The organism is Pseudomonas sp. TH07 (assembly GCF_016651285.1).
In the GTDB taxonomy this organism is placed as follows: domain Bacteria; phylum Pseudomonadota; class Gammaproteobacteria; order Pseudomonadales; family Pseudomonadaceae; genus Aquipseudomonas.
In genome coordinates, this window is record NZ_JAEKED010000001.1 from 3,562,569 (window position 1) to 3,586,185 (window position 23,617).

Here is a 23,617-nt window from a genome sequence, read left to right on the forward strand (position 1 = left end):
GCTTATCAGATAGTTCGCCCTCTAACGGTGCGCTTGTCTTGTGAAATCTGTAATCTAGCCGCCTCTTTTTGCGTCTGCGTCCCATAAGGATGCTGCGCGCTAAACGGGTCAGTCTTATACGGACTGACAGCATTTCCCTCACCCATAAGGGAAATCCCTCTCTAAATTCCGATTCAGTAGTGTGGTATTTCCTTAATGAAAGTGTTGAAAGGCCAGGACATTCTGGCACTTGGTTTTATGACGTTCGCCCTGTTCGTCGGGGCTGGCAACATCATCTTCCCGCCTATCGTCGGTTTGCAGTCCGGACCTCATGTCTGGATGGCGGCGCTGGGTTTCCTGATCACGGCAGTCGGTCTGCCGGTGGTCACAGTCGTAGCCCTGGCCAAGGTCGGCGGTGCGATGGATGCGCTGAGCAGCCCGATCGGCAAGATCGCCGGTGGCCTGCTGGCGGCATCGGCTTATCTGGCGGTAGGGCCGTTGTTCGCGACGCCGCGGACCGCCACCGTGTCCTTTGAAGTGGGCCTGGCGCCATTGACGGGTGAAAGCCCGCTGGCGTTGTTCCTCTACAGTTCGGTGTATTTCCTCCTGGTGTTTTTCGTCTCCCTCTACCCAGGTCGCTTGCTGGATACCGTCGGGCGCTTCCTGGCGCCGTTGAAAATCATCGCCCTGGCGGTACTGGGTATCGCTGCGTTTGCCTTGCCAGCCGGTGATATCGGGGTTGCTACCCCGGAGTACGTTGCCGCGCCGTTCTCTCAAGGCTTCGTCAATGGCTACCTGACCATGGATACCCTGGGTGCACTGGTGTTCGGCATCGTTATCGTCAACGCCATCCGTTCTCGCGGTATTGAGTCACCACGGCTGATTACCCGCTACGCGATCATCGCCGGCCTGATCGCCGGGGTGGGTCTGGCATTGGTGTACATCAGCCTGTTCCGCCTGGGTGCGGGCAGCCATGAAGTAGCGGCGGGTGCCAGCAACGGCGCCGCGGTATTGCACGCTTATGTGCAGCACACCTTTGGCTCCCTGGGCAGCGGTTTCCTTGCCGTGTTGATCTCCCTGGCGTGCCTGGTAACTGCGGTCGGCCTGACCTGCGCCTGCGCCGAGTACTTCAGCCGGATCCTGCCGCTTTCCTACAAGACCCTGGTGGTGATCCTCGCGCTGTTCTCGCTGGTGGTGTCCAACCTGGGCCTGACCAAGCTGATTGCGTTCTCGATTCCGGTGCTGACCGCGATCTACCCGCCGTGCATCGTTCTCGTGGCCCTGAGCTTCTGCAAGGACTTCTGGTATGAGGAGCGGCGTATTGTCGGGCCGGTGATGCTGGTGGCGTTTGTGGTTGGCGTGATTGACGCGCTCAAGGGCACGCCTTGGGCGCACAAGATCCCGCCGGCGTTGTCCGACATGCCGCTGAGCGCACAAGGCCTGGCATGGCTGGTGCCTGCATTCAGCGTCCTGGTGTTCGCCTTCTTGTGCGATCGCCTGCTGGGTAAGCGCAGCGACGCCCTGGCCTGATACCTCCTTGATGGCTGGGTTGCCACGAGCGACCCCGGCGCAGGAATGAACATGCCCCGCATCCATCGATGCGGGGCATTTTTTATGGGCGGCGCAGGGTGTCTTTTTCTCAGGTGCAGCGTCGAAGCAGTTCGGGTCTGTTCTTACCTTCTGCCAACGCTCTTGTAGGGAAATGCATGTCGTTTGTTCAAGCCAACCTGATCCATATTCTTGCGGCCCTGTGGTTTGCCATCTGCTGGGGCGGCTACACCCGCTACGCCACCTGGAAGGGGCGCGATACAGCGTGCCTGGCCAGCGTGCTGCATTTGTACCGCGAAGACTGGATGCGTCGGATGCTGCTGCGTGACAACCGCATCGCCGATGCCAGCGTGATCGGCAACCTGGAGCGTAATGCCTCGTTCTTTGCTTCCAGCACCCTGATTATCCTGGCGGGTATCCTCACTGTGCTGGGCGCGTCCGAGCGTGCAGTGTCGCTGCTGGCGGACATTCCCATGGTCCAGCAGGCGTCCCAGGGCATGTCGGAAATCAAGTTGCTGTGCCTGGCACTGGTGTTTGTCTATGCCTTCTTCACCTTCAGTTGGTGCATGCGCCAATACAACTTTGCCGCGATCCTGGTGGGCTCGGCCCCGATGATCGGCGAGCGGCATGTCTCCGAGCAGGAGCGCAAGGCATTCGCCTCGCGGGCTGCGCGGGTGATCTCCATGGCTGCCAACCAGTTCAACTTCGGCCTGCGTTCCTATTACTTCGGCATGACCATGCTGGCCTGGTTCGTCAGCCCCTGGTTGTTCATGCTGATGAGTGCCGGGGTGGTGTTTGTGCTCTATCGGCGCGAGTTTCATTCCGATGTGCTCGACGTTATGGTCTATACCCCGACCGAGGCGCCGCTTGCGGAGTCCGCCAAGGACGCAGGCTGACGGGCTTTTTCATATTCAGCTAAACAGGATGTTGCCGATGACGCAGTCGAGTACCTTCAAGCTGCTGCTTTTATGTGTGCTGGTGTTGCCGGGATGCCGAGTTCAGACCTTGTACCTCAATGGTGAAGGTTCCGCCGTGGTGGTGGACGCCTTGACGGCTGAGCCCATCGCCCAGGCGCAGGTGAACTTTTGCGGGGTCAGGCGGGTGACGGGCGATGACGGCGCTTTTCATGTCGCCGAGAAAACCGATTGGGAGGTGGTGAACTTCCTGGCAGGGCGCTCGCCACTGGACAACAAGCGGCCGTGTTTCGTGAGCATTGAGGCTCCGGGTTACCAGGCCAGGCATTGGGAAGTGCTCTTCGACAGGCGTTATGAGTTTCCTGTGCGCATGCTCCCGGCTGGCAGCCACTTAACTTACAAGGTTGCCGAGCATTCCACGGTGGATGTTCCGTTGCAGGTCGAACCCCAGGCCGATGAGGTATTTGTTCCGCGATAGGCCTGGCCGCCATTAGTTGTTGGATCTGGTGACTGAATCGTTTTACTGGTGTTGTCGATGGGCATAGTCATCGCTGTATCAACTTGCAATCAAGCAGTCTTTGCAGTGGCGCAACTGAATAACTTAGCCCATAAAAAAACCCGCACTAAGCGGGTTTTTTTGTTGCTCTAAAACCGTATTAGTTGGTTTTAGGTGCAGCTTCCGGAGCGGCTTCTTGAGCAGCAGCCTTATTCGATTCAGCCTGATCTTTGGCAGCTTCGGCGTTTTCTTTTGCCGCCTCGTTCACCTTATTCTGAGCTTCGTTCATTTTCTGTTGAGCTTGCTCAGCATGTTGGTTGGCATCTTGAGCTTTGTCCTCGGATTTTTTATCGCAGGCAGCGAGACCGAGGGTAGCGGTCAACATCAAGGCAATAGCTAAAGTCTTACGCATGGGGTGTTTCTCCTTAGTGAAGATATCTTCTGGCCTTTCGAGCACACCCCAACAGGTTAAGTTCCTTGAGATTCACAGATATATTAAGTGATCAGCGCAGGGAACTTTTACAGCCCCCACCCATTGCCAAGTTTCGACATTAAAAGAGAGTTCAGCCCATGGCGCAAAACCCCATTTTTGAGCGTGCGACGCGATTTCTTTCAGCGTTGCGACACTGTCAGGTCCTGGGGATGTGCGTGCACAGCGCCTCGACGGACGGCATTACCGTGACCCTGCCATACAGCCCGCAAATTGTCGGCAACCCGCAAACCGGGGTCATTCACGGTGGCGCGCTGACCTCATTGATGGATACCGCCTGCGGCATGGCCATCCTCTGTGTGCTGCCGGAGTTCGAAGTCTGCCCGACCCTCGACCTGCGCGTCGATTACATGCACCCAGCCGAGCCGCACAAGCCGGTGTATGGCTTCGCCCAGTGCTACCGGGTTACCCGTGATGTGATCTTCACCCGCGGTTTTGCCTATCAGGACGATCCCGAACAACCGGTCGCCCATGCTGTCGGCACCTTCATGCGCATGGGCAAGGGGCTCAAGGGAACCAGGGGCTTCACCAGCGCGATCAAGGACGGTGTTGCATGAGCGACGACTTCAAGGAACAACTGCAAACCGCCCATGAGCAGGGCGACTATGCATCGCTGCTGCACCTGATTCCCTACGCCAAACTGATCGGCATCGAGTGTTCGCGCCTGGGCGATGAATTGCTGTTTCGCCTGCCGGCCAACAAAGACAACATCGGCAACCCCTTGCTGCCGGCGATCCATGGCGGAGTGATTGCGGGTTTCATGGAGTTGGCCGCTGCCCTGCACCTGTTGATTTTCACCGGCTCGCCCGGGGTGCCGAAGATTATCGACTTCTCCCTAGACTACCTGCGGACCGGGCAATTTCGTGATACCTACGCCAAATGCCAGGTGTGCCGCCAAGGCCGACGGGTGGCCAACGTCGCGATAACCGCCTGGCAAAGCACCCAGGCAGAGCCTATCGCCACGGCGCGGGCACATTTCAAGATCGAAGAAAGCCCCAGCCCTTGAAATCCCGGCCACAGCCCCCAACTTTGATGACATCCCGCCGTTAGCCCCGTAGGCACGGCTTATGCCATCTGATTGGAGTTTGATGACCATGAGTGTGGAAACTCAAAAAGAAACCCTGGGCTTCCAGACCGAGGTGAAGCAACTGCTGCACCTCATGATCCATTCGCTGTATTCCAACAAGGAAATTTTCCTTCGCGAATTGATCTCGAACGCCTCTGACGCAGTCGACAAATTGCGCTTTGAAGCCCTGTCCAAGCCCGAGTTGCTGGAAGGTGGCTCGGAGCTGAAGATCCGTGTGAGCTTCGATAAAGACGCCAAGACCGTCACCCTCGAAGACAACGGCATCGGCATGAGCCGTGAAGACGCGATCACCCATCTTGGCACCATCGCCAAGTCCGGCACCGCAGACTTCATGAAGAACCTGTCGGGCGACCAGAAAAAAGATTCGCACCTGATCGGTCAATTCGGTGTGGGCTTCTACTCGGCCTTCATCGTCGCCGACAAAGTTGAAGTGTTCAGCCGTCGCGCCGGCCTTGACGCCAGCGAAGGTGTGCACTGGTCGTCCAAGGGTGAGGGCGAATTCGAAATCGCCACCATCGACAAGGCCGACCGTGGTACCCGCATCGTGCTGCACCTGAAATCCGGTGAAGATGAATTCGCCGATGGTTACCGCCTGCGCAACATCATCAAGAAATACTCCGACCATATCGCGCTGCCGATCGAACTGCCGAAAGAACAGGCAGCTGCCGAAGGCGAAGACAAGCCTGTCCAGGAATGGGAAGTGGTCAACCGCGCCAGCGCCCTGTGGACCCGTCCTCGCACCGAGGTGAAGGACGAGGAATACCAGGAGTTCTACAAGCATATCGCCCACGACTACGAGAACCCGCTGAGCTGGAGCCACAACAAGGTCGAAGGCAAGCTGGAATACAGCTCGCTGCTCTACGTACCGGCCCGCGCTCCGTTCGATCTGTATCAGCGTGAAGCGCCGAAAGGCCTGAAGCTGTACGTGCAGCGTGTGTTCGTCATGGACCAGGCGGAATCCTTCCTGCCGCTGTACCTGCGCTTCATCAAGGGCGTGGTCGACTCCAACGACCTGTCGCTGAACGTGTCGCGGGAAATCCTGCAGAAAGATCCGATCATTGACTCCATGAAGTCCGCACTGACCAAGCGCGTGCTGGACATGCTGGAAAAACTGGCGAAGAACGAGCCTGAGCAATACAAGGGCTTCTGGAAAAACTTCGGCCAGGTGATGAAAGAAGGCCCGGCTGAAGATTTCGCCAACAAGGAAAAAATCGCCGGCCTGCTGCGCTTCGCCTCCACCCAGGGTGAAGAAGGGGAACAAGTGGTGTCCCTGGCCGAATACCTGGCTCGCGCCAAGGAAGGTCAGGACAAGATCTATTACCTGACCGGCGAGACTTACGCACAGGTCAAGAACAGCCCGCACCTGGAAGTCTTCCGCAAGAAAGGCATCGAAGTGCTGCTGCTGACCGACCGCATCGACGAGTGGCTGATGAGCTACCTCAACGACTTCGACGGCAAGAGCTTTGTCGACGTGGCACGTGGCGACCTGGACCTGGGCAACCTGGATTCCGAAGAAGAGAAGAAAGAAGCCGAAGAAGTGGCCAAGGCCAAAGAAGGCCTGGTCGAGCGTATCAAGACTGCGCTGGGCGATGCCGTCAGCGAAGTCCGGGTTTCCCACCGCCTGACCGATTCCCCGGCGATCCTGGCCATCGGCGAGCAGGACCTGGGCCTGCAGATGCGGCAGATCCTCGAAGCCAGCGGTCAGAAGGTTCCGGATTCCAAGCCGATCTTCGAGTTCAACCCGGCTCACCCGCTGATCGAGAAACTCGACGGCGAGCAGAGCGAAGAGCGTTTTGGCGACTTGTCGCACATCCTCTTCGACCAGGCGGCCCTGGCTGCCGGCGACAGCCTGAAGGATCCGGCGGCCTATGTCCGTCGACTGAACAAGCTGTTGGTTGAACTGTCGGTTTAACTGCGTTGCAAGAAAAACCCGCTTCGGCGGGTTTTTTCATTCTCGTCCTCTCAGCTGGAGAACATGATTAATGAGCCAAGTCACTCTGCGTTCCGTGGTCTATCAGGTCGATGGCCAGTCTTATGAAAGCCGCCTGGCATTCGACGCCAGCCATAAGGGCGCGCGGCCGGGCCTGTTGATGGCGCCGAACTGGATGGGCGTCAGCGCCGGTGCCGAGCAGATCGCCGAAGCGGTGGCCGCCAAGGGCTACGTGGTGCTGGTGGCCGACTTGTACGGGCAGACAGTACGGCCGAGCAACGCTGACGAAGCCGGTGCCGCAATGATGCCGCTGAAGAATGACCGCGCCCTGTTGCGCAAGCGCATGCAGGCCGCCTTTGAAGCCTTGCAGAGCCAGGGCGAGGCGGCGGTGGACAGCTCCAGGCTGGCGACCTTTGGTTTCTGTTTTGGTGGCTGCTGCTCGCTGGAACTGGCCCGTACCGGTGCGCCCCTGAAGGCCGCGGTTTCGTTCCACGGCACCCTGGATACGCCGAACCCGGCAGACGCCAACAACATCAAGGGTTCGGTGCTGGTGCTGCATGGCGCCGCCGATCCGCTGGTGCCGAAGGAGCAACTGCCGGCCTTCGAGGCGGAAATGGATGCAGCAGGCGTCGATTGGCAATTGCTCAGTTACGGTGGCGCGGTGCATTCCTTCACCGATCCGCACGCCAACGTGCCGGGCAAGATGATGTACGACGCCAAGACCGCCAGCCGCGCCTTCACCTCAATGCATAACCTGCTGGATGAGGTGTTCAAGGCCTGACCCGGAGCGGGCGCCGGCAAGCCATCGGTTTGCCGGCTTCGGCTTTTTTGCCCGGGGGGCGCCCTTGCCATCCTGGGTTGCCGGCGAATTGAGGAGGATCAGCGCCTGCTCGGCGGCAATTCGATGCGCTCGCTTTCTCCCGGTACCTGCGGCCAGTCGCCGGCCGCCCAGCGTCGGCGAGCTTCATCGATGCGTGCCGGGTCGCTGGCAACGAAGTTCCAGTTGATGCGTCTCGGCCCGTCCAGCGGCGCGCCACCCAGAATCACCCCATGACAGTCACTCTGGGCGCAGAGCGTCGCGCTTTGCCCGGGTTCAAGCACGATCAGCGTGTGGGGCTGCACCGCTTCGCCATCCAGTTCGGCATCGCCATCCAGCACATATAGCGCGCGTTCCTGATGTTCGGCCGGGATCAGCAGGCTGGTTGCCGTCTGCAGCTGCACCTCGGCATACAAGGTCGGGGAGAGCACCGGCACCGGGGACTCCAGGCAAAAACCGCTGCCGGCAATCATGCGGATCTTCACCCCCAGCACCTCACTGACCGGCAGGCTGGCGGCCGGGTGATGGCTGTAGTGCCCGGGGCCCTGCTCATGGTCCTTGGGCGAAGCCAGCCAGACTTGCAGCCCATGCAGACGGAAGCCGCTCTGTTTCAAGGCTTCAGGCGTGCGCTCGATGTGGGCGATGGCGCTGCCGGCGGTCATCCAACTGACGTCCCCCGGGTTGACGAGTTGGTCTGAGCCGAGGCTGTCCTTGTGCTGGATCTGGCCTTCGAACAGGTAGGTGAGGGTGGACAGGCCGATATGGGGGTGCTGGCGGATATTCATGCCGCTGCCGGCCGGGTAGGCGGTGCTCAGCATATGGTCGAAGAATACGAAAGGCCCGACGCTGCGGCATTGTGCCGAGGGTAGGGGGCGCAGGATGGGTTGGCCTTCGACGTCCTCGGCGCGGGGACGGATCACGATTGATGTGGGCATGGGACATTCCAGGCAGGGCGGGTCATGCCCGAAAGCATAACCCGCCGCTGATGCCCGCGCCGCTACTGGCTGAAGGCGCCTTCGGAAAGGTGGGTCTCGATGCTGACCTCGGTCGTGGTCATCAATTTATGCACCGGGCAGCGATCCGCCACCTGGTGCAATTCGTCGCGCTGGGCGTCGGTCAGCACGCCCTTGAGGGTCAGTTTGACGTGCAGCGCATATTTGCCTTTTTGCTCCTGGCTGCTGTCGTGCTTGACCTCCACCGTGACCCCGGTCAGCGGGATGCCCTTCTTGTGGGCGTACAGCTTCAGGGTCAGGGCTTTGCAGGCGCCCAGCGCCGCGTCGAAGTAGTCGTGCGGGTCAGGAGCCGAACCTTCGCCGCCCAGGGTCTTGGGCAGGTCGGTAAACAGTTCATGGTCATCGATCTGGATGCTGTGGCGAAAACCTTCGCTGGACTCGGTATTGACGGTAATGGTCATGGCAAACCTCAGGCAGTGATGAAACTCGGACAGGCTTCAAAGGTGCTGAAGTTATAGAGCATTACGCTGCCGGTGCGTTCCCCTTTTTATGAACCGCAGCGCCTCGGGACGGGTCTATCCTGCTCGGAACGACTGGAGATTACCCCGTGCACTGGACTCATCTGACTGCCCTGTTGTTGCTGCTGCCCGCGGCCCTGACCCAGGCCCGGGACTACGCCTACAGCGATGCGCACCTGCATTACGTGGACTTTTTCCAGGAAACGGCGGGCATGGACAAGCTGCTCAAGTCCATGGCCGACAATCGCATCGAGCACGTGATGATTTCCGGGATTCCGGTGGCCAAGAAATGGCATGAGGATGAACCCAAGCGCCCGCGCTATTACGCCGGCGATGACGCCGATGCCTACTGGTACAGCGCCACTGACGTGATTGTCGCGGCGGCGGTCAACAAGCTGACGCCCGAGCAGCGCCAGCACTTTCATCCGTTTCTTGCGGGTTTCAATCCCAATGATAAAAACTCCGCGGCCCATATCCAGCGCATGCTCGATCTCAACCCGGGCCTGTGGCAGGGCATCGGCGAGGTCTTCACTCGCCACGACGATCTGACCGCACTGACCTCCGGCGATACGCCGCGTGCCAATAACGAAGCCATGACCCGCATCTATCATCTGGCGGCGGAAAACGATCTGCCGGTGATGCTGCATTCCAACATCACCTCCAAGCGCGAGCGCAACCCGCTGTATCTGGCGGAGATCGAAGAGCCGCTGCGCAACCATCCGCACACGCGCTTTATCTGGGCCCATGCCGGCACCAGCGCGGAGATCCATCGGCACCAGGTGCAGCTGGATTTTCTGCTGCCGACCCTGGCGCGAATGCTCGAGGCCTACCCCAACCTGTACGTGGACCTGTCCTGGAGCGTGCTCACGCCTTATCTGCTGGATGACAAGGGCAAGCCCCGCCCTGAATGGCTGGCGCTGGTCCAGCGCTTTCCGGAGCGCTTCATGCTGGGGTCCGATGTGGTCGGGCGTTTCAACAAGCTGGGCCGGGAGTTGCGCAGTTTCGAGCCGTTTCTCGATGCCTTGCCGCCGGAGGTGGCGCACAAGGTGGCGCGGGACAACTTTCTGGCGATATTGCCCCGCACCGTGGCGCGCTGAGCGCCGGTGCCTGGGGGGAGCGAGTGCGCCAGGCGCGCCTCAGACTGTCATCAGCCTGTCATGCCTGCGTCATAGGCTCGCGCCATCTCAATCAAGGAGCGCGATATGCACCTCACCCGTTTTAGCGCGTTGGCCGCGCTGATGATGCTCAGTGGCCTGGCCAGTGCCGAAGTCCGTGTCGAAGGCCCGGTGGAATATGGCGTGTTCAGCGGGCCCAAGGCCGAGTTGCAGTCGGGCGAGCGCGTGCTGCGCCGCAGCAATGAGAAAATCCAGCAGACCGAAGTGGTCCCGGCCAAGTTGGGCAGCAAGTTCGGCCTGCGTTATTCGCTGGTGGGCAAAGTGGCCGATGACGTGCCGCTGACCCTGCTTTACCTCACGCCAGGGATCCGCACCCCTGACGGCCTGCGCCATGACAAGTTCGAAGTCACCCAGAAGCTGGTACCCGGAGCACCGCAGGATGTGATGGCCTACGAATTCACCGAAAGCCATGAAGTGATACCAGGCGAATGGCATTTCATGGTGTTCCAGGGCGATCGTTTGTTGGCGCAGCAGCGTTTTACCGTACGCTGAATCGATTGAGCCCTGGTATGGAAGTGCTAGGGCGTTTTGATATCACGTTTTTGTCTTACGCAAAATTTCCAAGGGCCGATACCTTCTAAAGCAGCCAGCTGCATGGCGGATGCAGCGCTCTTGGAAGGAACCAGAGGATGAGTATCAGAAGTCTCAATATCGCGCCGCGTGCAGGCCTTGGTTTTGGCTTGCTGGCGCTGATGGTGTTCGGCCTGGGGATGTTCGCCCTGATGCAGATGTCGAACATGCGCCAGCAATCCGATGAGGTCGACAACAACTGGCTTCCCAGCGTTATGTCGGTTGGCGAGATGAATCAGGATCTATTGCGCCTGCGGGCCCTGACCATGCGCTTGCTGGTCAATCGCAATCCCCAGGCCCTGGCCCAGAACGAGGGCAAACTCAATGACATCAAGCGCGGCCTGAGCATTGCCCAGGACCGCTATGAAGCGCTGATCGTATTGCCCGCGGAGCGCGTGCTGTTCGACCGCTTCAAACAGATCGAGCGCCAATACCTTGAGCACCAGAGCCAGGTCATGGCGTTCTCCGGTCAGGGCCGGGTCGAGGACGCGGTGGCGGTGGTCAATGGCGAGATGAGTCAGCTGGCCGACGACATGACCCTGACCCTGAACGAGCTGATGGCCTTGAACAAGCTGAACGCCAGCCAGGCCACTGAACTGGCACGCACGGTATTCAGCAACTCCCGGGTGTGGGTGATCGGCATGATCCTGGTGACTGGGCTGGTGACCATCGCCCTGGCGCTACTGCTGACCCGCAGTATTGTGCTGCCGCTCTCGCAATCGCTGAATGTTGCCGAAGTGGTGGCGGGCGGCGACCTTACCGGAGATATCACGATCAGCGGCAAGGACGAGCCGGCGCGCCTGCTGCAGGCACTCAAGACCATGCAGCACAACCTGCGCGAGACCATCCGCCGGATTTCCGACTCTTCCAGCCAGTTGGCGTCCGCCTCGGAAGAACTCAGTTGCGTGACCGAGGACGCGACCCGTGGTCTGCACCAGCAGAGCCTGGAGATCGAGCAGGCGGCGACGGCGGTCAACCAGATGACGGCAGCGGTGGAGGAGGTGGCAAGCAATGCCGTGGCCACGTCCGAGGCATCGCGGGAATCGGATCGGATTGCCCAGCACGGTCGCGAGCAGGTGCATCAGACGGTGCTGTCGATCGAGGCCCTGGCCGACGATGTGACCGCCAACGCTTCACAAGTTGAAGATCTGGCGCAGAAGGTCTACGGCATCAGCAAGGTGCTGGATGTGATTCGTTCGATCGCCGAGCAAACCAACCTGCTGGCACTCAATGCGGCTATCGAGGCGGCGCGCGCTGGCGATGCCGGGCGCGGTTTTGCGGTGGTGGCCGATGAGGTGCGGGCCCTGGCCCATCGCACCCAGCAGTCGACCCAGGAAATCGAGCAGATGATTGGCGGTATTCAGCAGGGCACCGACCAGGCTGTCAGTTCCATGCAGCACAGCAACACCCGTGCCCGTTCAACCCTGGAGGTGGCCAAGGCCGCTGGCACGGCGCTGGAGGAGATCGCCTCGGCGTTCACCCTGATCAATGAGCGCAATATCGTGATCGCCAGCGCATCGGAGGAGCAGGCGGCTGTGGCACGGGAAGTCGACCGCAATCTGATGAACATCCGTGACCTGGCGTTGCAGACGTCGGCCGGAGCCAACCAGACCAGTGCCGCGAGCCAGGAGCTGTCGCGCCTGGCGGTGGACCTCAACAGCATGGTGGCGCGCTTCTCGGTATAGGTGGTCGGCCTGGAAAGGCCATTGTCCCAGGCATAAAAAAGCCCCGAACCAGTCGGGGCTTTTTCATGGTGCCAAGCTGCGGGGCTTACTTGCCCTGCCAGCGTTTCAGGACCAGGGTGGCGTTGGTGCCACCGAAGCCGAAGCTGTTGCTCATCACGGTGTTGATGGTGGCGTTTTCGCGAGTCTTGGTCAGGATCGGCATATCGGCCACTTCCGGATCCAGTTCGTCGATGTTGGCCGAGCCGGCCATGAAGTTGCCTTCCATCATCAGCATGCAGTAGATCGCTTCATGAACGCCGGCGGCGCCCAGGGAGTGACCGGACAGGCTCTTGGTGGAGCTGATGGCCGGAGCCTTGTCGCCGAACACTTCACGCACGCCCTTCATTTCGGCAACGTCGCCGACTGGAGTCGAGGTGCCGTGGGTGTTCAGGTAGTCGATCGGTGCGTCAACGGTGGACATGGCCATCTGCATGCAGCGGATGGCGCCTTCGCCGCTTGGAGCGACCATGTCGTAGCCATCGGACGTTGCGCCGTAGCCCACGATTTCAGCGTAGATCTTCGCGCCGCGAGCCAGAGCGTGCTCCAGCTCCTCGACCACGACCATGCCGCCGCCGCCGGCAATGACGAAACCGTCACGCTTGGCGTCGTAGGCGCGGGAGGCTTTTTCCGGCGTTTCGTTGTACTGGCTCGACAGGGCGCCCATGGCGTCGAACAGGAACGATTGGCTCCAATGTTCTTCTTCACCGCCGCCGGCAAACACGATGTCCTGCTTGCCCATCTGGATCTGTTCCATGGCGGTACCGATGCAGTGAGCACTGGTGGCGCAGGCAGATGCGATGGAGTAGTTCAGGCCCTTGATCTTGAACGGCGTGGCCAGGCAGGCGGAAACGGTGCTGCTCATGGTCCGCGTAACGCGGTATGGGCCGACGCGCTTGACGCCTTTCTCGCGCAGGATGTCCAGCGCTTCCATCTGGTTCAGGGTCGACGCGCCACCGGAACCGGCGATCAGGCCGGTACGCGGGTTGGAAACCTGCTCTTCGGTCAGGCCGGAATCGGTGATGGCGTCTTTCATGGCCAGGTAGGCGTAAGCCGCCGCGTGGCCGACGAAGCGATAAATCTTGCGATCGATCAGTTCTTCGAGGGGCAGGTCAATGGAGCCGGAAACCTGGCTACGCAGACCCATCTCGGCATATTCCGGGTTGAAACGGATGCCAGGGCGACTTGCACGCAGGTTAGCGGAGACGGTCTCTTTGTCATTGCCCAGGCACGAAACAATGCCAAGACCTGTGATAACGACGCGGCGCATGCGGATAACCCTTAGAAGTTGTCAGTGGAGGTGAATACGCCGACCCGGAGGCCTTCGGCGGTGTAGATTTCGCGGCCGTCGACACTGACCGAACCATCGGCGATGGCCAGGTTCAGCTTGCCTTTCAGGACGCGCTTGATTTGGATGTTATAGGTGACTTTCTTGGCAGTCGGCAGGACCTGGCCGAAGAATTTCACTTCGCCCGAACCCAGTGCGCGACCGCGGCCTGGCAGACCCTGCCAGCCAAGGAAAAAGCCAACCAGCTGCCACATGGCGTCGAGGCCCAGGCAGCCCGGCATTACCGGATCACCTTCGAAGTGGCAGGCGAAAAACCACAGGTCTGGAGTGATATCCAGCTCGGCGACCAATTCACCCTTGCCGTACTTGCCACCCTCTTCGCTGATATGGGTGATGCGATCCACCATCAGCATGTTCGGGGCGGGCAGTTGCGCGTTACCTGGGCCGAACAGCTCACCGCGACTGCAGCGCAGCAGGTCTTCCCGGGTAAAGGCGTTTTGTTTGGTCATGCGAGCTCCTCAATAGTCCCATGCGGCAGGTGGGGCAAATCTTCCCGGCCGATCGAAGCCTTCATGCCTCGAACCGGCAGCCTACTCATAGACTATTGCGTTGTGGTGAAAGTCACAGCACAAGGAACATGAATGTACACTTGTGCACTGAAAATTTAAAACCGGCCCGTTTCCGGGTCCGTTCGGGTGCCTAAGACTGCCGCACTTTCGCCCTTCACGCCAGTCGTAGCAGTACGAAAACCGCTTCTCAGCGCACCCAGCGTTGGAGAATTTGCTGCAAATCCGTGCGTTTGAACGGCTTGGCCAGGTAATCGTTCATTCCAGCCGACAGACAGGCTTCGCGATCACCCTGCAAGGCGTTGGCGGTCAGGGCGATGATCGGCAGATCGGCACAGCCGGGCAGTTGGCGGATCTGCCGGGTGGCTTCATAGCCATCGATCAACGGCAGCCGGCAATCCATCAGAATCGCTTCGAATATCAGGCTCTCGGCACTGCGGATTGCCTGGGCGCCGTCGGTGGCGATGCTCACGGTAAAACCCAGGCTGCGCAACATGGCCTGGATCACGGTCTGGTTGACCGGGTTGTCTTCCACCAGCAGCACATTGCGCCCCTCGCCGTGGGCGTTGCCGGCGTGGGCCCGTGGTGCCAGCACCGGCAGGCTCTGTTGAAACCGCGCCAGAGGGATTTCCAGGGTGAAGACCGAGCCCTGACCCTCTTCGCTCTGGGCGCGCAGGGTGCCGCCCATGCGTTCGGCCAGGGTGCGGGCGATGGGCAGGCCCAGGCCGGTGCCGCCATAACGTCGGGAGATCGAGCTGTCGGCCTGTTGGAAGGCATCGAACATCAGCTCCAGGCTTTGCGCGCTGATACCAATGCCGCTGTCGCGCACGGTGCAGGTGAACCAGAGCAACTCGTGATCCAGCGCTTGCCACTGCGGCTCGATGCTGACACTGCCTTTCTCGGTGAACTTCAAGGCGTTGCCCACCAGGTTCACCAGGATCTGGCGGATCCGCGTCGGGTCGCCCTTGACCTGCAAAGACTCCATGCCGGGCGGGATCTGCAGTTGCAGGTCGAGGCCGCGCTGCGCGGCGTTGTGCTGGAAGGCCTGGGCCGAGCTGATGATCAGTTCCGACAGGTTGAACGCAATATGCTCCAGCTCCAGGGCCGAACGCTCGATGCGCGAGAAATCGAGAATGTCGTTGATCACCTTGAGCAGGTGTTCGGTGGATTCGGAGGCCAGCGCTGCGTATTCAGCCTGCTCCTCGGTCATTTCGGTGGTTTCCAGCAACTGCAGCATACCCAGCACGCCATTCATCGGCGTGCGCAGCTCGTGGCTCATCATCGCCAGGAAGTCCGATTTGGCGTTGTTCGCGCGCTCGGCTTCTTCCCGGGTCTGGATCAGTTGCGCCATGGCCTGGTGCTGCTCGCGGCTGGCGAGTTCGAGGCCGGCGGCGAGGTTGTTGATGTGCCGCGCCAGGTCACCCAGCTCGGCGTCGTCGACAATGGGCAGCGGCGTCTTGAAGTCGCCTTCCTGGATCGCCTTGACCGCCTGGCCCATGGCACTGATGGGCTGCGACAGGCCGGCCGCCAGGCGCCGCGCTAGGAGAAAGGTGAACAGCAGGGCAAACAGCGCCAGCACGGCGGCCTTGAGCAGGATTTCCTGCTGGCGCTGGCTGAAGGCGTCGTTCGACATGCCGACGATGACCCGGCCCAGATACCCGTCGCCCAGGGTGCCGAGGTGGCTGTCTTCATTCTGGAAGAAGTCGTTCTGCACCTGGATCCGCTGCAGGCGTACCGGGGCCTGGAACACCTTGACCTGTTGCGAGCGGTTGTCGGCCTCCGACGGCTGTTCGACGTAGACCAGGATGTTGTTGGCGCTGTCCTGGACTTCCAGGAAGCGCACATGGGGCGTGGCCAGGGTGGCTTTGAGCAGGCTTTCGAGCCCCTCGCTGTTGCCCGAGATCACCCCGTACTCGGTGGCGGGTGCCAGTTGGTTGGCGATCAGTTGGCCGGTGTGGTTGAGCTCCTGGCGCAAATCCTGGATCCGCACGAAGGTGAAGAAACTGATCAGCAGCAACGTCAGCAGCAGGGCCGGGCCAAGGCTGATGACTTGGGTGCGGGTGTTGATGTCCCAATGGCGACGCAAACTCATGGGCGTTGTTCTCCTTCAGCCAGTCGGCGCGCGACGGACGTCTCGTCAATCTCTTCGATACCCAGTGACCGAGCCACCTGCGGGTTGCTCAGCACCTTGAAATTCGTGGGGTAGAGCGCTCCAGGCCAGCGCACCGGGGGCTGGTCGAGCAGGCTGTTGAGGGTGTGCAGCCAGTCTTGCTGATCGCTGTAGGTACTGACCAGGCTGCCGGCCTTGACGAAGCCGGCATTCGGGCCGACCAGCGCCAGGTGGCGGGCGTAGCTGCTGAGCAACAGGTTCTTGGCGGTCTTGGGGTTGTACAGCAGGGGATCGTCGAGCCCCAGCAGGACGTCGCTGTTTTTCAGCAGGGCCTGCAGCGGCCGGCTGTCAGCGGTGCTGTCCCAGCGCTCGGCAACGATTTCCAGCCCCAGGTGGGCGGCGGCGCTGCCCAGCTCCTTGAGCAGAAACTCGCTGTGGGCGCTGTACAGCACGCCGACTCGCCTGGCTTGGGGCAGGACGCTTTGGATCAGGCGCAATTGCCGGGCCAGCGGTGGATCGCTCCACAGCAGGCTGAGGCGTGGAGTGCGGCTGATTACCGGGTGTTTTTCGGCTTGCAGGCGGCTGATGCGCAGCACCAGAGTCCATGGTCCCTGGGCATCCTGCAGGCGCCAGTCGAGGCTGGGAGGGTCGAGCAGGATCAGTCGGGTATTGCTCGGCAGGCGGCTGGGGGCGGGCAGGTCGTGCAGGGCGACGAACCGTACGTTGTCCATCGGTCGTTGCCGGGCCAGTTCCTGGGTGAAGGCCTGGACGCCGAGGCTGTCTTCGCTGGCAGTCAGCAGAACCGAGGCGGCCCAGGCCGGCGCGGCGCCGCACAGGCTGGTCCATAGCGCCAGGCAGGCGACCAGCTTGCGGCCCAAAGCGGACGGTACCCGTGACTGAGCCCGGCCCATGTCAGAACTCCAGCTCCGCGCTGAAGTACAGGACGTGACGCTGGTCGTAATTGTTGTCGCTGAAGGTTGTCGGCTGTTTGTCCAGGCGTTGCTGGAGCATGGCGGCCAGCTCCAGGTTGGCCTTGCCCAGGGCCAGGTGCTTGGCGACACGGCTGTCCACCCGTTCGAAGCGATAGCCGTTGAGCGCATTGTCGCCATAGTAGAAGAGCGCGCTCGACCAACCCTGGCCCCAATCGCGCAGCCAACCCGCCGAACCACTGTTGCTGGCGGTCTGGCGCTGATCCAGGCGATTGCTGGCTTCGGCATGCACATAGGCGTAGGTCAGGCGCAGCCGGTCGGCGCGGCTCAGGTGCCAGTCCAGCTGGCTCTCGGTGCCGCTGAAGCGCGAGCTGTTGGCATTGCTGGCGATGTACTGATTGTTGCGCAAAGGCTCGCTGACCATGCCGGTGATTTCGTCATAGAACAGTTTGACGTCGAGGTTGAGCCCCAGGTCGACGAAAAAGCCGTTGTAACCCAGCTCCCGCGAACGCATGTGTTCCTGGTCGAGGTTGCCCGGACCCCGGGTCTTGACGAAGTATTCGGCGCTGGGCTGGCCATAGGCGCGAGGGCTGAGGCCGGTGACCCGGTAACTCCAGTTGACGTTGTTCTCGAACATGTCCGGTGAGCGGATCGCTTCCGAATACACCGCACGCAGACCATGGCGCGGGTTGATCAGGTAGTTGAGCGCGACCCTCGGGGTCAGCGAACTGCCGGTCAGTTGGCTGTTTTCAAACATGGCTCCGCCCTGCAACAGCCAGTGTTCGCTGGCGCGCCATTCAAGCTGGCCGAACAGGCGCCAGGTGGTGTCATCGAGGGTGCCATTGAAGTAGGTCTCGGAGTCCGCCCGGTCATAACGATAGTTCATGCCGCTGACCAGTCGCAGGCTGTCGGACAGGCTCAGGGTGTCTTGCAGCTCCAGGTCGTAGCGGGTTTCCCGGGCGCTCTGGTCGATATTGCCGCACACGGTCTGGCTCGCGCCTTCCCGCCACTGGGTCAGTACCTGGTTGGCCAGGGCCTGTTCGTCGCTGCGGCCCGCCGGCGCACCGGTGCCGAGGTAGCTGGGAATATTGCGCGCCAGGCGCTCGGCGTAATTTGGGTTGAGCTGCCACAGGCGGGTCAGTTCGGGGCTGAACGAGATCTCGGCATCGCAGGCGCGCCAGGTCTGCTGGCGGTCCCAGTGCTGGGCCGACCCCTGGATGTATAGGCTGTGCCTGGGGTTGAGGTCGAGGTTCCAGCGCAAGGAACTGGCGTAGTCCTTGGCCGCCACATCGGAGTCCTTGCCGGTCTGAGTGATGCCGGCAAACACCGGCCGGTAGGTATAAGGACGCTGGTTACTGCCTTCCTTGGCGCTGAACTGCCAGTCGATGCTCTGCCGCTCATCGAGCATCTGCCCCAGGGCCAGGCTCATGCGGTTCAGGCGCCTGCTGTCGCGGTAGTCGGCACCGCTGCGGTCGGAGTCGAAGCCGTCGTCTTCCTGGCCGGACAGCGACAGCCGCAGGTCGCCGCTGTCCCAGCCGGTGCCCTGGCTGGCGTACCAGTCGCTGATGCCGCGTTGGCCGCGGGTCATCTTGAGCCGGGTGCCGTGGCTGTCGGCCGGGGCGCGGGTAATGATGTTGACCACCGCCATCAGCGCGTTGGCGCCGTAGCTGACGGTGTTGGGGCCGCGGAAGACTTCGATGCGCTCGATGTCTTCCATGGCCACCGGGATATCGCTCCAGTCCACGGTCGCCAGGCCCGCGCGATACACCGAGCGGCCGTCGATCAGCACCTGCATGCGTCGCGCTTCGCTGGCGCTGGTGCCGTGATAGTTGACCGCCGCCTGGTTGCCGTTGATGGCGCCGACCATCATCCCCGGCACCAGGCGCAGCAGTTCGCCGATATCCCGGGAACCGCTGGCCTTGATCAGCTCGCTGTCGAGTACCGTCATGCTCCCGGGCACCGCTGCCGGGGACTGCTTGAGACGGGTAGCCGTCAGCACTTGCGGCAGCGGCTGGTTGTCCACAAACAGGTCGTCGGCCAGCGCCGCAGCACTGAACAACAGTGCCAGGAGCAACGACGAGGGGCGGCAGGGAGGGCCAAAACGCACGGTACAGCCTTGAATCGGAATAATGGCCGCGCATGTTAACCGAGATGGTTGAGTTTTCCAGTCGATAAGCCCGACATTCCCTGATCGAATCCGGCAGATCCCGACATTTCGCGCTAATTGTCCCAGGGGCTGGTAGGCGCAGGACCGAACCGTATAATGCCGCCATCGCCACTGGTATGGATTGACGGATTGCATATGACTGAACAGCGCCCTATTGCGGTCCTGGGAGGCGGAAGTTTTGGTACCGCCGTGGCAAATCTACTGGCCGAAAACGGTCATCGGGTGCGGCAGTGGATGCGCGATCCCGAGCAGGCCGAGGCCATTCGGGTCAATCGCGAGAACCCGCGCTACCTCAAGGGCATCAAGATTCATCCGGCGGTCGAGCCGGTCACCGACCTGTTGGCCACCCTCGGCGAATGCGACCTGTGCTTTGTTGCGCTGCCTTCCAGCGCCTTGCGCTCGGTACTGGCCCCCCATGCGCAACTGCTCAGCGGCAAATTGCTGGTGAGCCTGACCAAAGGCATCGAAGCCCAGACCTTCAAGCTGATGAGCGAAATCCTCCAGGACATCGCTCCCCAGGCGCGGATCGGCGTGCTTTCAGGGCCGAACCTGGCCCGCGAAGTGGCCGAGCATGCGTTGACCGCCACCGTGGTCGCCAGCGAAGACGAAGAGCTGTGCCAGCGCGTGCAGGCCGCGTTGCATGGGCGCACCTTCCGCGTGTACGCCAGTGCCGACCGTTTTGGCGTTGAGTTGGGCGGGGCGCTGAAAAACGTCTACGCGATCATCGCCGGCATGGCGGTGGCGCTGGGCATGGGGGAAAACACCAAGAGCATGCTGATCACCCGGGCGCTGGCGGAAATGACCCGCTTTGCCGTCAGCCAGGGTGCCAACCCGATGACCTTTCTCGGCCTGGCCGGGGTGGGCGACCTGATCGTCACCTGCTCTTCATCCAAGAGTCGCAACTATCAGGTCGGCTTTGCCCTGGGCCAGGGCTTGAGCCTGGAAGAGGCGGTGACCCGCCTGGGCGAGGTGGCCGAAGGCGTCAACACGCTCAAGGTGCTCAAGGTCAAGGCCCAGGAACTGGGGGTGTACATGCCGCTGGTAGCCGGGCTGCACGCGATTCTGTTCGAAGGGCGTACGCTGAACCAGGTGATCGAGTTGCTGATGCGTGGCGAGCCGAAAACCGACGTCGACTTTATCTCCACCAGCGGATTCAACTGAAAGCAGACAGGAGCGAGACATGAACGATAGCAATTCCGAAGCCAAATACGAGTCGATCCTGCTGCGGGTCCTGTGGATGCTGGTGTTTCTGCTGGTGTGGCAGGTGGCGCAATTCATCCTCGGCGTCCTGGTGCTGGTGCAGTTGATCTATCGCCTGATCTACGGCGCGCCCAGCGCCAGCCTGATGAACTTCGGCGACAGCCTGAGCCAGTTCCTGGCGCAGATCGGCCGTTTCGGCAGCTTTCATACCGATCAGAAACCCTGGCCCTTTGCCGACTGGCCTGCGCCGCGCACCCCTGAAGGCGAGGCGCCCCATGCCGTGCCGCCGGCCCCGCATCCGGCCCGTGACGAGGAGCCCAAGCTATGAAGCTCTGGGTGTTGCGCCACGGCGAAGCCGAGCCCCACGCCCGCAGCGATGCCGAGCGCAACCTGACCGAGCATGGGCGCAAGGAAGTCCTGAGCAGTGCCGCGCAATTGATCGGCCAGCCCATCGACGCCATCCTTGCCAGCCCGTATGTGCGGGCCCAGCAGACCGCCGAGCTGGTGCGCGAGGCCCTGGGCTTCGAGGCGCCGATCCGCACCGTGCCCTGGCTGACGCCCGACAGCAACCCGCTGACCGCGCTGGAGCGAATCGATTCGGCGGACAACCTGCTGCTGGTCAGCCACCAACCCCTGGTGGGCAACCTGATTGGCTTGTTGCAGCATGGTCACCTGCGCAGCCCGCAGGCGATGGGCACCGCCTTCCTTGCCGAGCTTGAAGGCGACTGGCCACTGGCCGGGCTGATGGCGCTCAATAGCCTCAAGCAGCCCTAGAGGGACAGCCCTGTCTCCAGGTGGCAGGGCGCAACATTTCTTAACTTGCAGCGCTCCTTTGTGCGTGGAATAGTCGGCCGAGCAAGTGCTTGGTTGGCTAGTCTCACGATCAGAACAAAAACAAGGAGCGAGTCGCATGTCTACTGCTTTTCGTTTGCCGCTGGAAGTGTTCTACGAGCGTGAAGCTCGTCATCCCCGCCAACGTTTTCTGGTCCAGCCCACGGGCGGTGGGCAGGTCGAGGAACTGGACTGGTCCCAGGTCGCTCACCAGGCACGCTGCGCCGCACATTGGCTGCGCGGGCGCGAGCTGCCTCCCGGCAGCCATATCGCGATCATCTCCAAGAACTGCGCGCACTGGATCATTGTCGACCTGGCGATCTGGATGGCCGGCCACGTCTCCGTGCCCCTGTACCCCAACCTGACCGCCGACTCGGTGGCCCAGGTGCTTGAACACTCCGAGTCGGCCCTAGTATTTATCGGCAAGCTGGATGACTGGCCCGCCATGGCGCCCGGGCTCAAACCGGGGTTGACCACCGTCAGCCTGCCGCTGCACCCCGAGGGCGATTTTGATTTCAACTGGGACGATCTGCAGCGCTGTTCACCGATCCTGGACAGCCCCACGCCGGCCGGCGAGCAACTGGCGACCATCATCTATACCTCCGGCACCACCGGCCTGCCCAAAGGGGTGATGCACAGTTTCGCCAACCTGGGGTTTGCCACCACCCACGGCGCCGGGCTGTTCGGCCTGGGCACTTCGGACCGCCTGTTGTCCTACCTGCCGCTGTGCCACGTGGCCGAGCGCATGTTTGTCGAGATGGCGGCCATCTATACCGGGCAGACGGTGTTCTTCGCCGAGAGCCTCGATACCTTCCTCACCGACCTGCAGCGCGCGCGCCCGACCGCGATGTTCGGTGTGCCGCGGATCTGGACCAAGTTCCAGATGGGGGTCTACAGCAAGTTCCCGGCCAAGCGCCTGGACTTCTTGTTGCGACTGCCATTCATCGGCAAGCGCGTGGGCCACAAAGTACTGGCCGGGCTGGGCCTGGACGCGTTGCGCGTGGCGCTGTCGGGTGCGGCTCCGGTGCCGCAGACGTTGCTGCACTGGTATCAGCGTCTGGGGCTGGATGTGCTGGAGGTGTATGGCATGACCGAAAGCTGCGGCTACTCCCATATCGGCCGCCCCGGGGAGCATATTCCCGGCTGGATCGGCAAGCCGTGCCCGGAGGTCGAAGTGCGCATCGATGAGTTCGGTGAAGTCCAGGTGCGCAGCGGCGCGACCATGCTCGGGTACTACAAGGATCCGCAGAAAACCGCCGAGACCCTCACCGCCGACGGGTTTTTGCGTACGGGCGACAAAGGCGAGCAGGACGCCGCCGGCAACCTGCGCCTGACCGGCCGGCTCAAGGAGATCTTCAAGACCAGCAAAGGCAAGTATGTGGCCCCGGCGCCAATCGAGAATCGCCTGGCGGTGCACCCGCGGATCGAGCAGGTGTGCGTGGTCGGCGACGGTCTGGGGGCGCCGCTGGGGCTGTGCGTGCTTTCGGCGGTGGGCGTGCAGGAGGCCGCCGGCGCGGCGCGCGGTGCCCTGCACAGCAGCCTGGAACTGCTGCTGGAGCAGGTCAATCAGGTCCTGGATAAACACGAGCGCTTGCGTCGCCTGGTGGTGGTGAAGGACAGTTGGGCGGTCGAGAACGGTTTCCTGACGCCGACCCTGAAGATCAAGCGCAACGTGATCGAAGCCGCTTACGGCCAGCGCTTTCAGGAGTGGAGCGAGCGCTCCGAAGCCGTGCTGTGGCAGGATTGACCCCCATAAAAACCCTGAAGGATGCAGCGATGAGCCTATGGCGTACCACTCCGAACATCGAACAACTCAATTCGCTTCAGAAAAACACCATCGGCGAAGTACTGGATATTCGCTTCGAGTCCTTTGACGAAGAATCCCTGACCGCAAGCATGGTCATCGATCATCGCACTCACCAGCCTTACGGCCTGCTGCATGGCGGCGCCTCGGTGGTGCTGGCGGAAACCGTCGGCTCCATGGCCAGCTACCTGTGCATCGATGCCAGCAAATTCTATTGCGTGGGCCTGGAAATCAACGCCAACCACCTGCGCGGCCTGCGCAGCGGCCGGGTGAGCGCGGTGGCCAGGGCGGTGCACATCGGCCGCACGACCCATGTCTGGGATATCCGCCTGAGCAGCGATGAGGGCAAGTCCAGCTGCATCTCGCGCCTGACCATGGCGGTGGTGCCGCTGGGGGAAACGCCGCCGGCCCGCTGAGCGGCGCAGGCTTATAGGCTGAAGCGGCGTGTCATCATTCGTGTTCGTTACGGTCATTGCCCTGGTGCGGTGACCTGCGGACAATCAGCCATTGTCCGGTTCATGGGT

Annotated in this window: 23 protein-coding genes; 15 read left to right on the forward strand and 8 right to left on the reverse strand. The window is 61.6% G+C overall.

Annotation, left to right across the window (positions count from 1 at the left end):
* The first annotated feature begins 195 nt into the window (after positions 1 to 195).
* The 3 genes from brnQ (at position 196) to JFU57_RS16570 (ending at position 2,919) form a co-directional block, all read left to right on the forward strand.
* Positions 196 to 1,509, forward strand: a complete 1,314-nt coding sequence (gene brnQ, locus JFU57_RS16560; protein WP_078471032.1) for a branched-chain amino acid transport system II carrier protein — start codon at positions 196 to 198, stop codon at positions 1,507 to 1,509.
* Positions 1,510 to 1,685: 176 nt separating this feature from the next.
* On the forward strand, positions 1,686 to 2,423 hold the full coding sequence (locus tag JFU57_RS16565; protein WP_020299220.1) for a DUF599 domain-containing protein: 738 nt from the start codon (positions 1,686 to 1,688) through the stop codon (positions 2,421 to 2,423).
* Between the two features lie 37 nt (positions 2,424 to 2,460).
* Positions 2,461 to 2,919: a hypothetical protein gene (locus tag JFU57_RS16570; RefSeq protein WP_201130073.1), complete on the forward strand. Its 459-nt coding sequence runs from the start codon at positions 2,461 to 2,463 to the stop codon at positions 2,917 to 2,919.
* 178 nt (positions 2,920 to 3,097) lie between these two features.
* Here JFU57_RS16570 and JFU57_RS16575 read toward each other — a convergent pair whose 3' ends face one another.
* A complete protein-coding gene (locus JFU57_RS16575) occupies positions 3,098 to 3,349 on the reverse strand; it encodes a hypothetical protein (protein WP_078471034.1) in 252 nt (83 codons plus the stop codon).
* A 158-nt stretch (positions 3,350 to 3,507) separates the two neighbouring features.
* Here JFU57_RS16575 and JFU57_RS16580 point away from each other — a divergent pair, with 158 nt between their 5' ends.
* From JFU57_RS16580 to JFU57_RS16595, 4 genes are all read left to right on the forward strand, one after another.
* On the forward strand, positions 3,508 to 3,984 hold the full coding sequence (locus JFU57_RS16580; protein WP_201130074.1) for a PaaI family thioesterase: 477 nt from the start codon (positions 3,508 to 3,510) through the stop codon (positions 3,982 to 3,984).
* On the forward strand, positions 3,981 to 4,433 hold the full coding sequence (locus tag JFU57_RS16585; protein ID WP_201130075.1) for a PaaI family thioesterase: 453 nt from the start codon (positions 3,981 to 3,983) through the stop codon (positions 4,431 to 4,433). The genes JFU57_RS16580 and JFU57_RS16585 overlap by 4 nt, the downstream gene beginning before the upstream one ends.
* An 88-nt stretch (positions 4,434 to 4,521) precedes the next feature.
* Positions 4,522 to 6,426 (forward strand): molecular chaperone HtpG, encoded by a 1,905-nt coding sequence (htpG, locus tag JFU57_RS16590; protein WP_201130076.1) that lies wholly within the window; start codon positions 4,522 to 4,524, stop codon positions 6,424 to 6,426.
* 70 nt (positions 6,427 to 6,496) lie between these two features.
* Entirely contained in the window at positions 6,497 to 7,225 is a 729-nt protein-coding gene (locus JFU57_RS16595; protein WP_078471036.1) for a dienelactone hydrolase family protein, read from the forward strand.
* A 98-nt stretch (positions 7,226 to 7,323) separates the two neighbouring features.
* On the opposite strand, the gene JFU57_RS16600 is transcribed toward JFU57_RS16595, so the two are convergent.
* Both JFU57_RS16600 and JFU57_RS16605 read right to left on the reverse strand, forming a co-directional pair.
* On the reverse strand, positions 7,324 to 8,196 hold the full coding sequence (locus JFU57_RS16600; RefSeq protein ID WP_201130077.1) for a pirin family protein: 873 nt from the start codon (positions 8,194 to 8,196) through the stop codon (positions 7,324 to 7,326).
* Between the two features lie 62 nt (positions 8,197 to 8,258).
* Complete coding sequence (locus tag JFU57_RS16605; RefSeq protein WP_201130078.1) at positions 8,259 to 8,675, reverse strand: OsmC family protein; 417 nt, start codon at positions 8,673 to 8,675, stop codon at positions 8,259 to 8,261.
* A 146-nt stretch (positions 8,676 to 8,821) separates the two neighbouring features.
* On the opposite strand from JFU57_RS16605, the gene JFU57_RS16610 reads away from it, so the two are divergent.
* From JFU57_RS16610 to JFU57_RS16620, 3 genes are all read left to right on the forward strand, one after another.
* A complete protein-coding gene (locus JFU57_RS16610; protein WP_201130079.1) occupies positions 8,822 to 9,829 on the forward strand; it encodes an amidohydrolase family protein in 1,008 nt (335 codons plus the stop codon).
* Between the two features lie 105 nt (positions 9,830 to 9,934).
* Complete coding sequence (locus JFU57_RS16615; RefSeq protein ID WP_020299210.1) at positions 9,935 to 10,399, forward strand: DUF3859 domain-containing protein; 465 nt, start codon at positions 9,935 to 9,937, stop codon at positions 10,397 to 10,399.
* 200 nt (positions 10,400 to 10,599) lie between these two features.
* Positions 10,600 to 12,162, forward strand: coding sequence for a methyl-accepting chemotaxis protein (locus JFU57_RS16620; protein WP_443217343.1), 1,563 nt, complete (start codon positions 10,600 to 10,602; stop codon positions 12,160 to 12,162).
* Positions 12,163 to 12,247: 85 nt separating this feature from the next.
* Here JFU57_RS16620 and fabB read toward each other — a convergent pair whose 3' ends face one another.
* The 5 genes from fabB to JFU57_RS16645 form a co-directional block, all read right to left on the reverse strand.
* The gene (gene fabB, locus JFU57_RS16625; protein ID WP_020299208.1) at positions 12,248 to 13,468 is read right to left on the reverse strand and encodes a beta-ketoacyl-ACP synthase I; all 1,221 of its coding nucleotides are present in this window, start codon (positions 13,466 to 13,468) and stop codon (positions 12,248 to 12,250) included.
* Between the two features lie 11 nt (positions 13,469 to 13,479).
* Positions 13,480 to 13,995, reverse strand: a complete 516-nt coding sequence (gene fabA, locus JFU57_RS16630; protein WP_010211704.1) for a 3-hydroxyacyl-[acyl-carrier-protein] dehydratase FabA — start codon at positions 13,993 to 13,995, stop codon at positions 13,480 to 13,482.
* A gap of 247 nt (positions 13,996 to 14,242) precedes the next feature.
* Positions 14,243 to 16,144, reverse strand: coding sequence for an ATP-binding protein (locus tag JFU57_RS16635; RefSeq protein ID WP_020299207.1), 1,902 nt, complete (start codon positions 16,142 to 16,144; stop codon positions 14,243 to 14,245).
* Positions 16,141 to 17,073 (reverse strand): ABC transporter substrate-binding protein, encoded by a 933-nt coding sequence (locus JFU57_RS16640; RefSeq protein ID WP_201130080.1) that lies wholly within the window; start codon positions 17,071 to 17,073, stop codon positions 16,141 to 16,143. Before JFU57_RS16640 ends, JFU57_RS16635 begins: the two co-directional genes overlap by 4 nt.
* A 1-nt stretch (position 17,074) precedes the next feature.
* On the reverse strand, positions 17,075 to 19,198 hold the full coding sequence (locus JFU57_RS16645) for a TonB-dependent receptor domain-containing protein (protein ID WP_201130081.1): 2,124 nt from the start codon (positions 19,196 to 19,198) through the stop codon (positions 17,075 to 17,077).
* A gap of 195 nt (positions 19,199 to 19,393) precedes the next feature.
* Between JFU57_RS16645 and JFU57_RS16650 the strand changes: the two genes are divergently transcribed.
* The 5 genes from JFU57_RS16650 to JFU57_RS16670 all read left to right on the forward strand — a co-directional run bounded on the left by JFU57_RS16650 (position 19,394) and on the right by JFU57_RS16670 (position 23,509).
* A complete protein-coding gene (locus JFU57_RS16650; protein WP_078471044.1) occupies positions 19,394 to 20,419 on the forward strand; it encodes an NAD(P)H-dependent glycerol-3-phosphate dehydrogenase in 1,026 nt (341 codons plus the stop codon).
* Positions 20,420 to 20,438: 19 nt separating this feature from the next.
* On the forward strand, positions 20,439 to 20,786 hold the full coding sequence (locus JFU57_RS16655) for a DUF4389 domain-containing protein (protein WP_020299203.1): 348 nt from the start codon (positions 20,439 to 20,441) through the stop codon (positions 20,784 to 20,786).
* Positions 20,783 to 21,232, forward strand: coding sequence for a phosphohistidine phosphatase SixA (gene sixA / locus JFU57_RS16660; RefSeq protein ID WP_078471045.1), 450 nt, complete (start codon positions 20,783 to 20,785; stop codon positions 21,230 to 21,232). The genes JFU57_RS16655 and sixA overlap by 4 nt, the downstream gene beginning before the upstream one ends.
* 136 nt (positions 21,233 to 21,368) lie before the next feature.
* Positions 21,369 to 23,036: an AMP-binding protein gene (locus JFU57_RS16665; protein WP_201130082.1), complete on the forward strand. Its 1,668-nt coding sequence runs from the start codon at positions 21,369 to 21,371 to the stop codon at positions 23,034 to 23,036.
* A gap of 29 nt (positions 23,037 to 23,065) precedes the next feature.
* Complete coding sequence (locus tag JFU57_RS16670; RefSeq protein ID WP_020299200.1) at positions 23,066 to 23,509, forward strand: hotdog fold thioesterase; 444 nt, start codon at positions 23,066 to 23,068, stop codon at positions 23,507 to 23,509.
* The last annotated feature ends 108 nt before the right edge of the window (positions 23,510 to 23,617 follow it).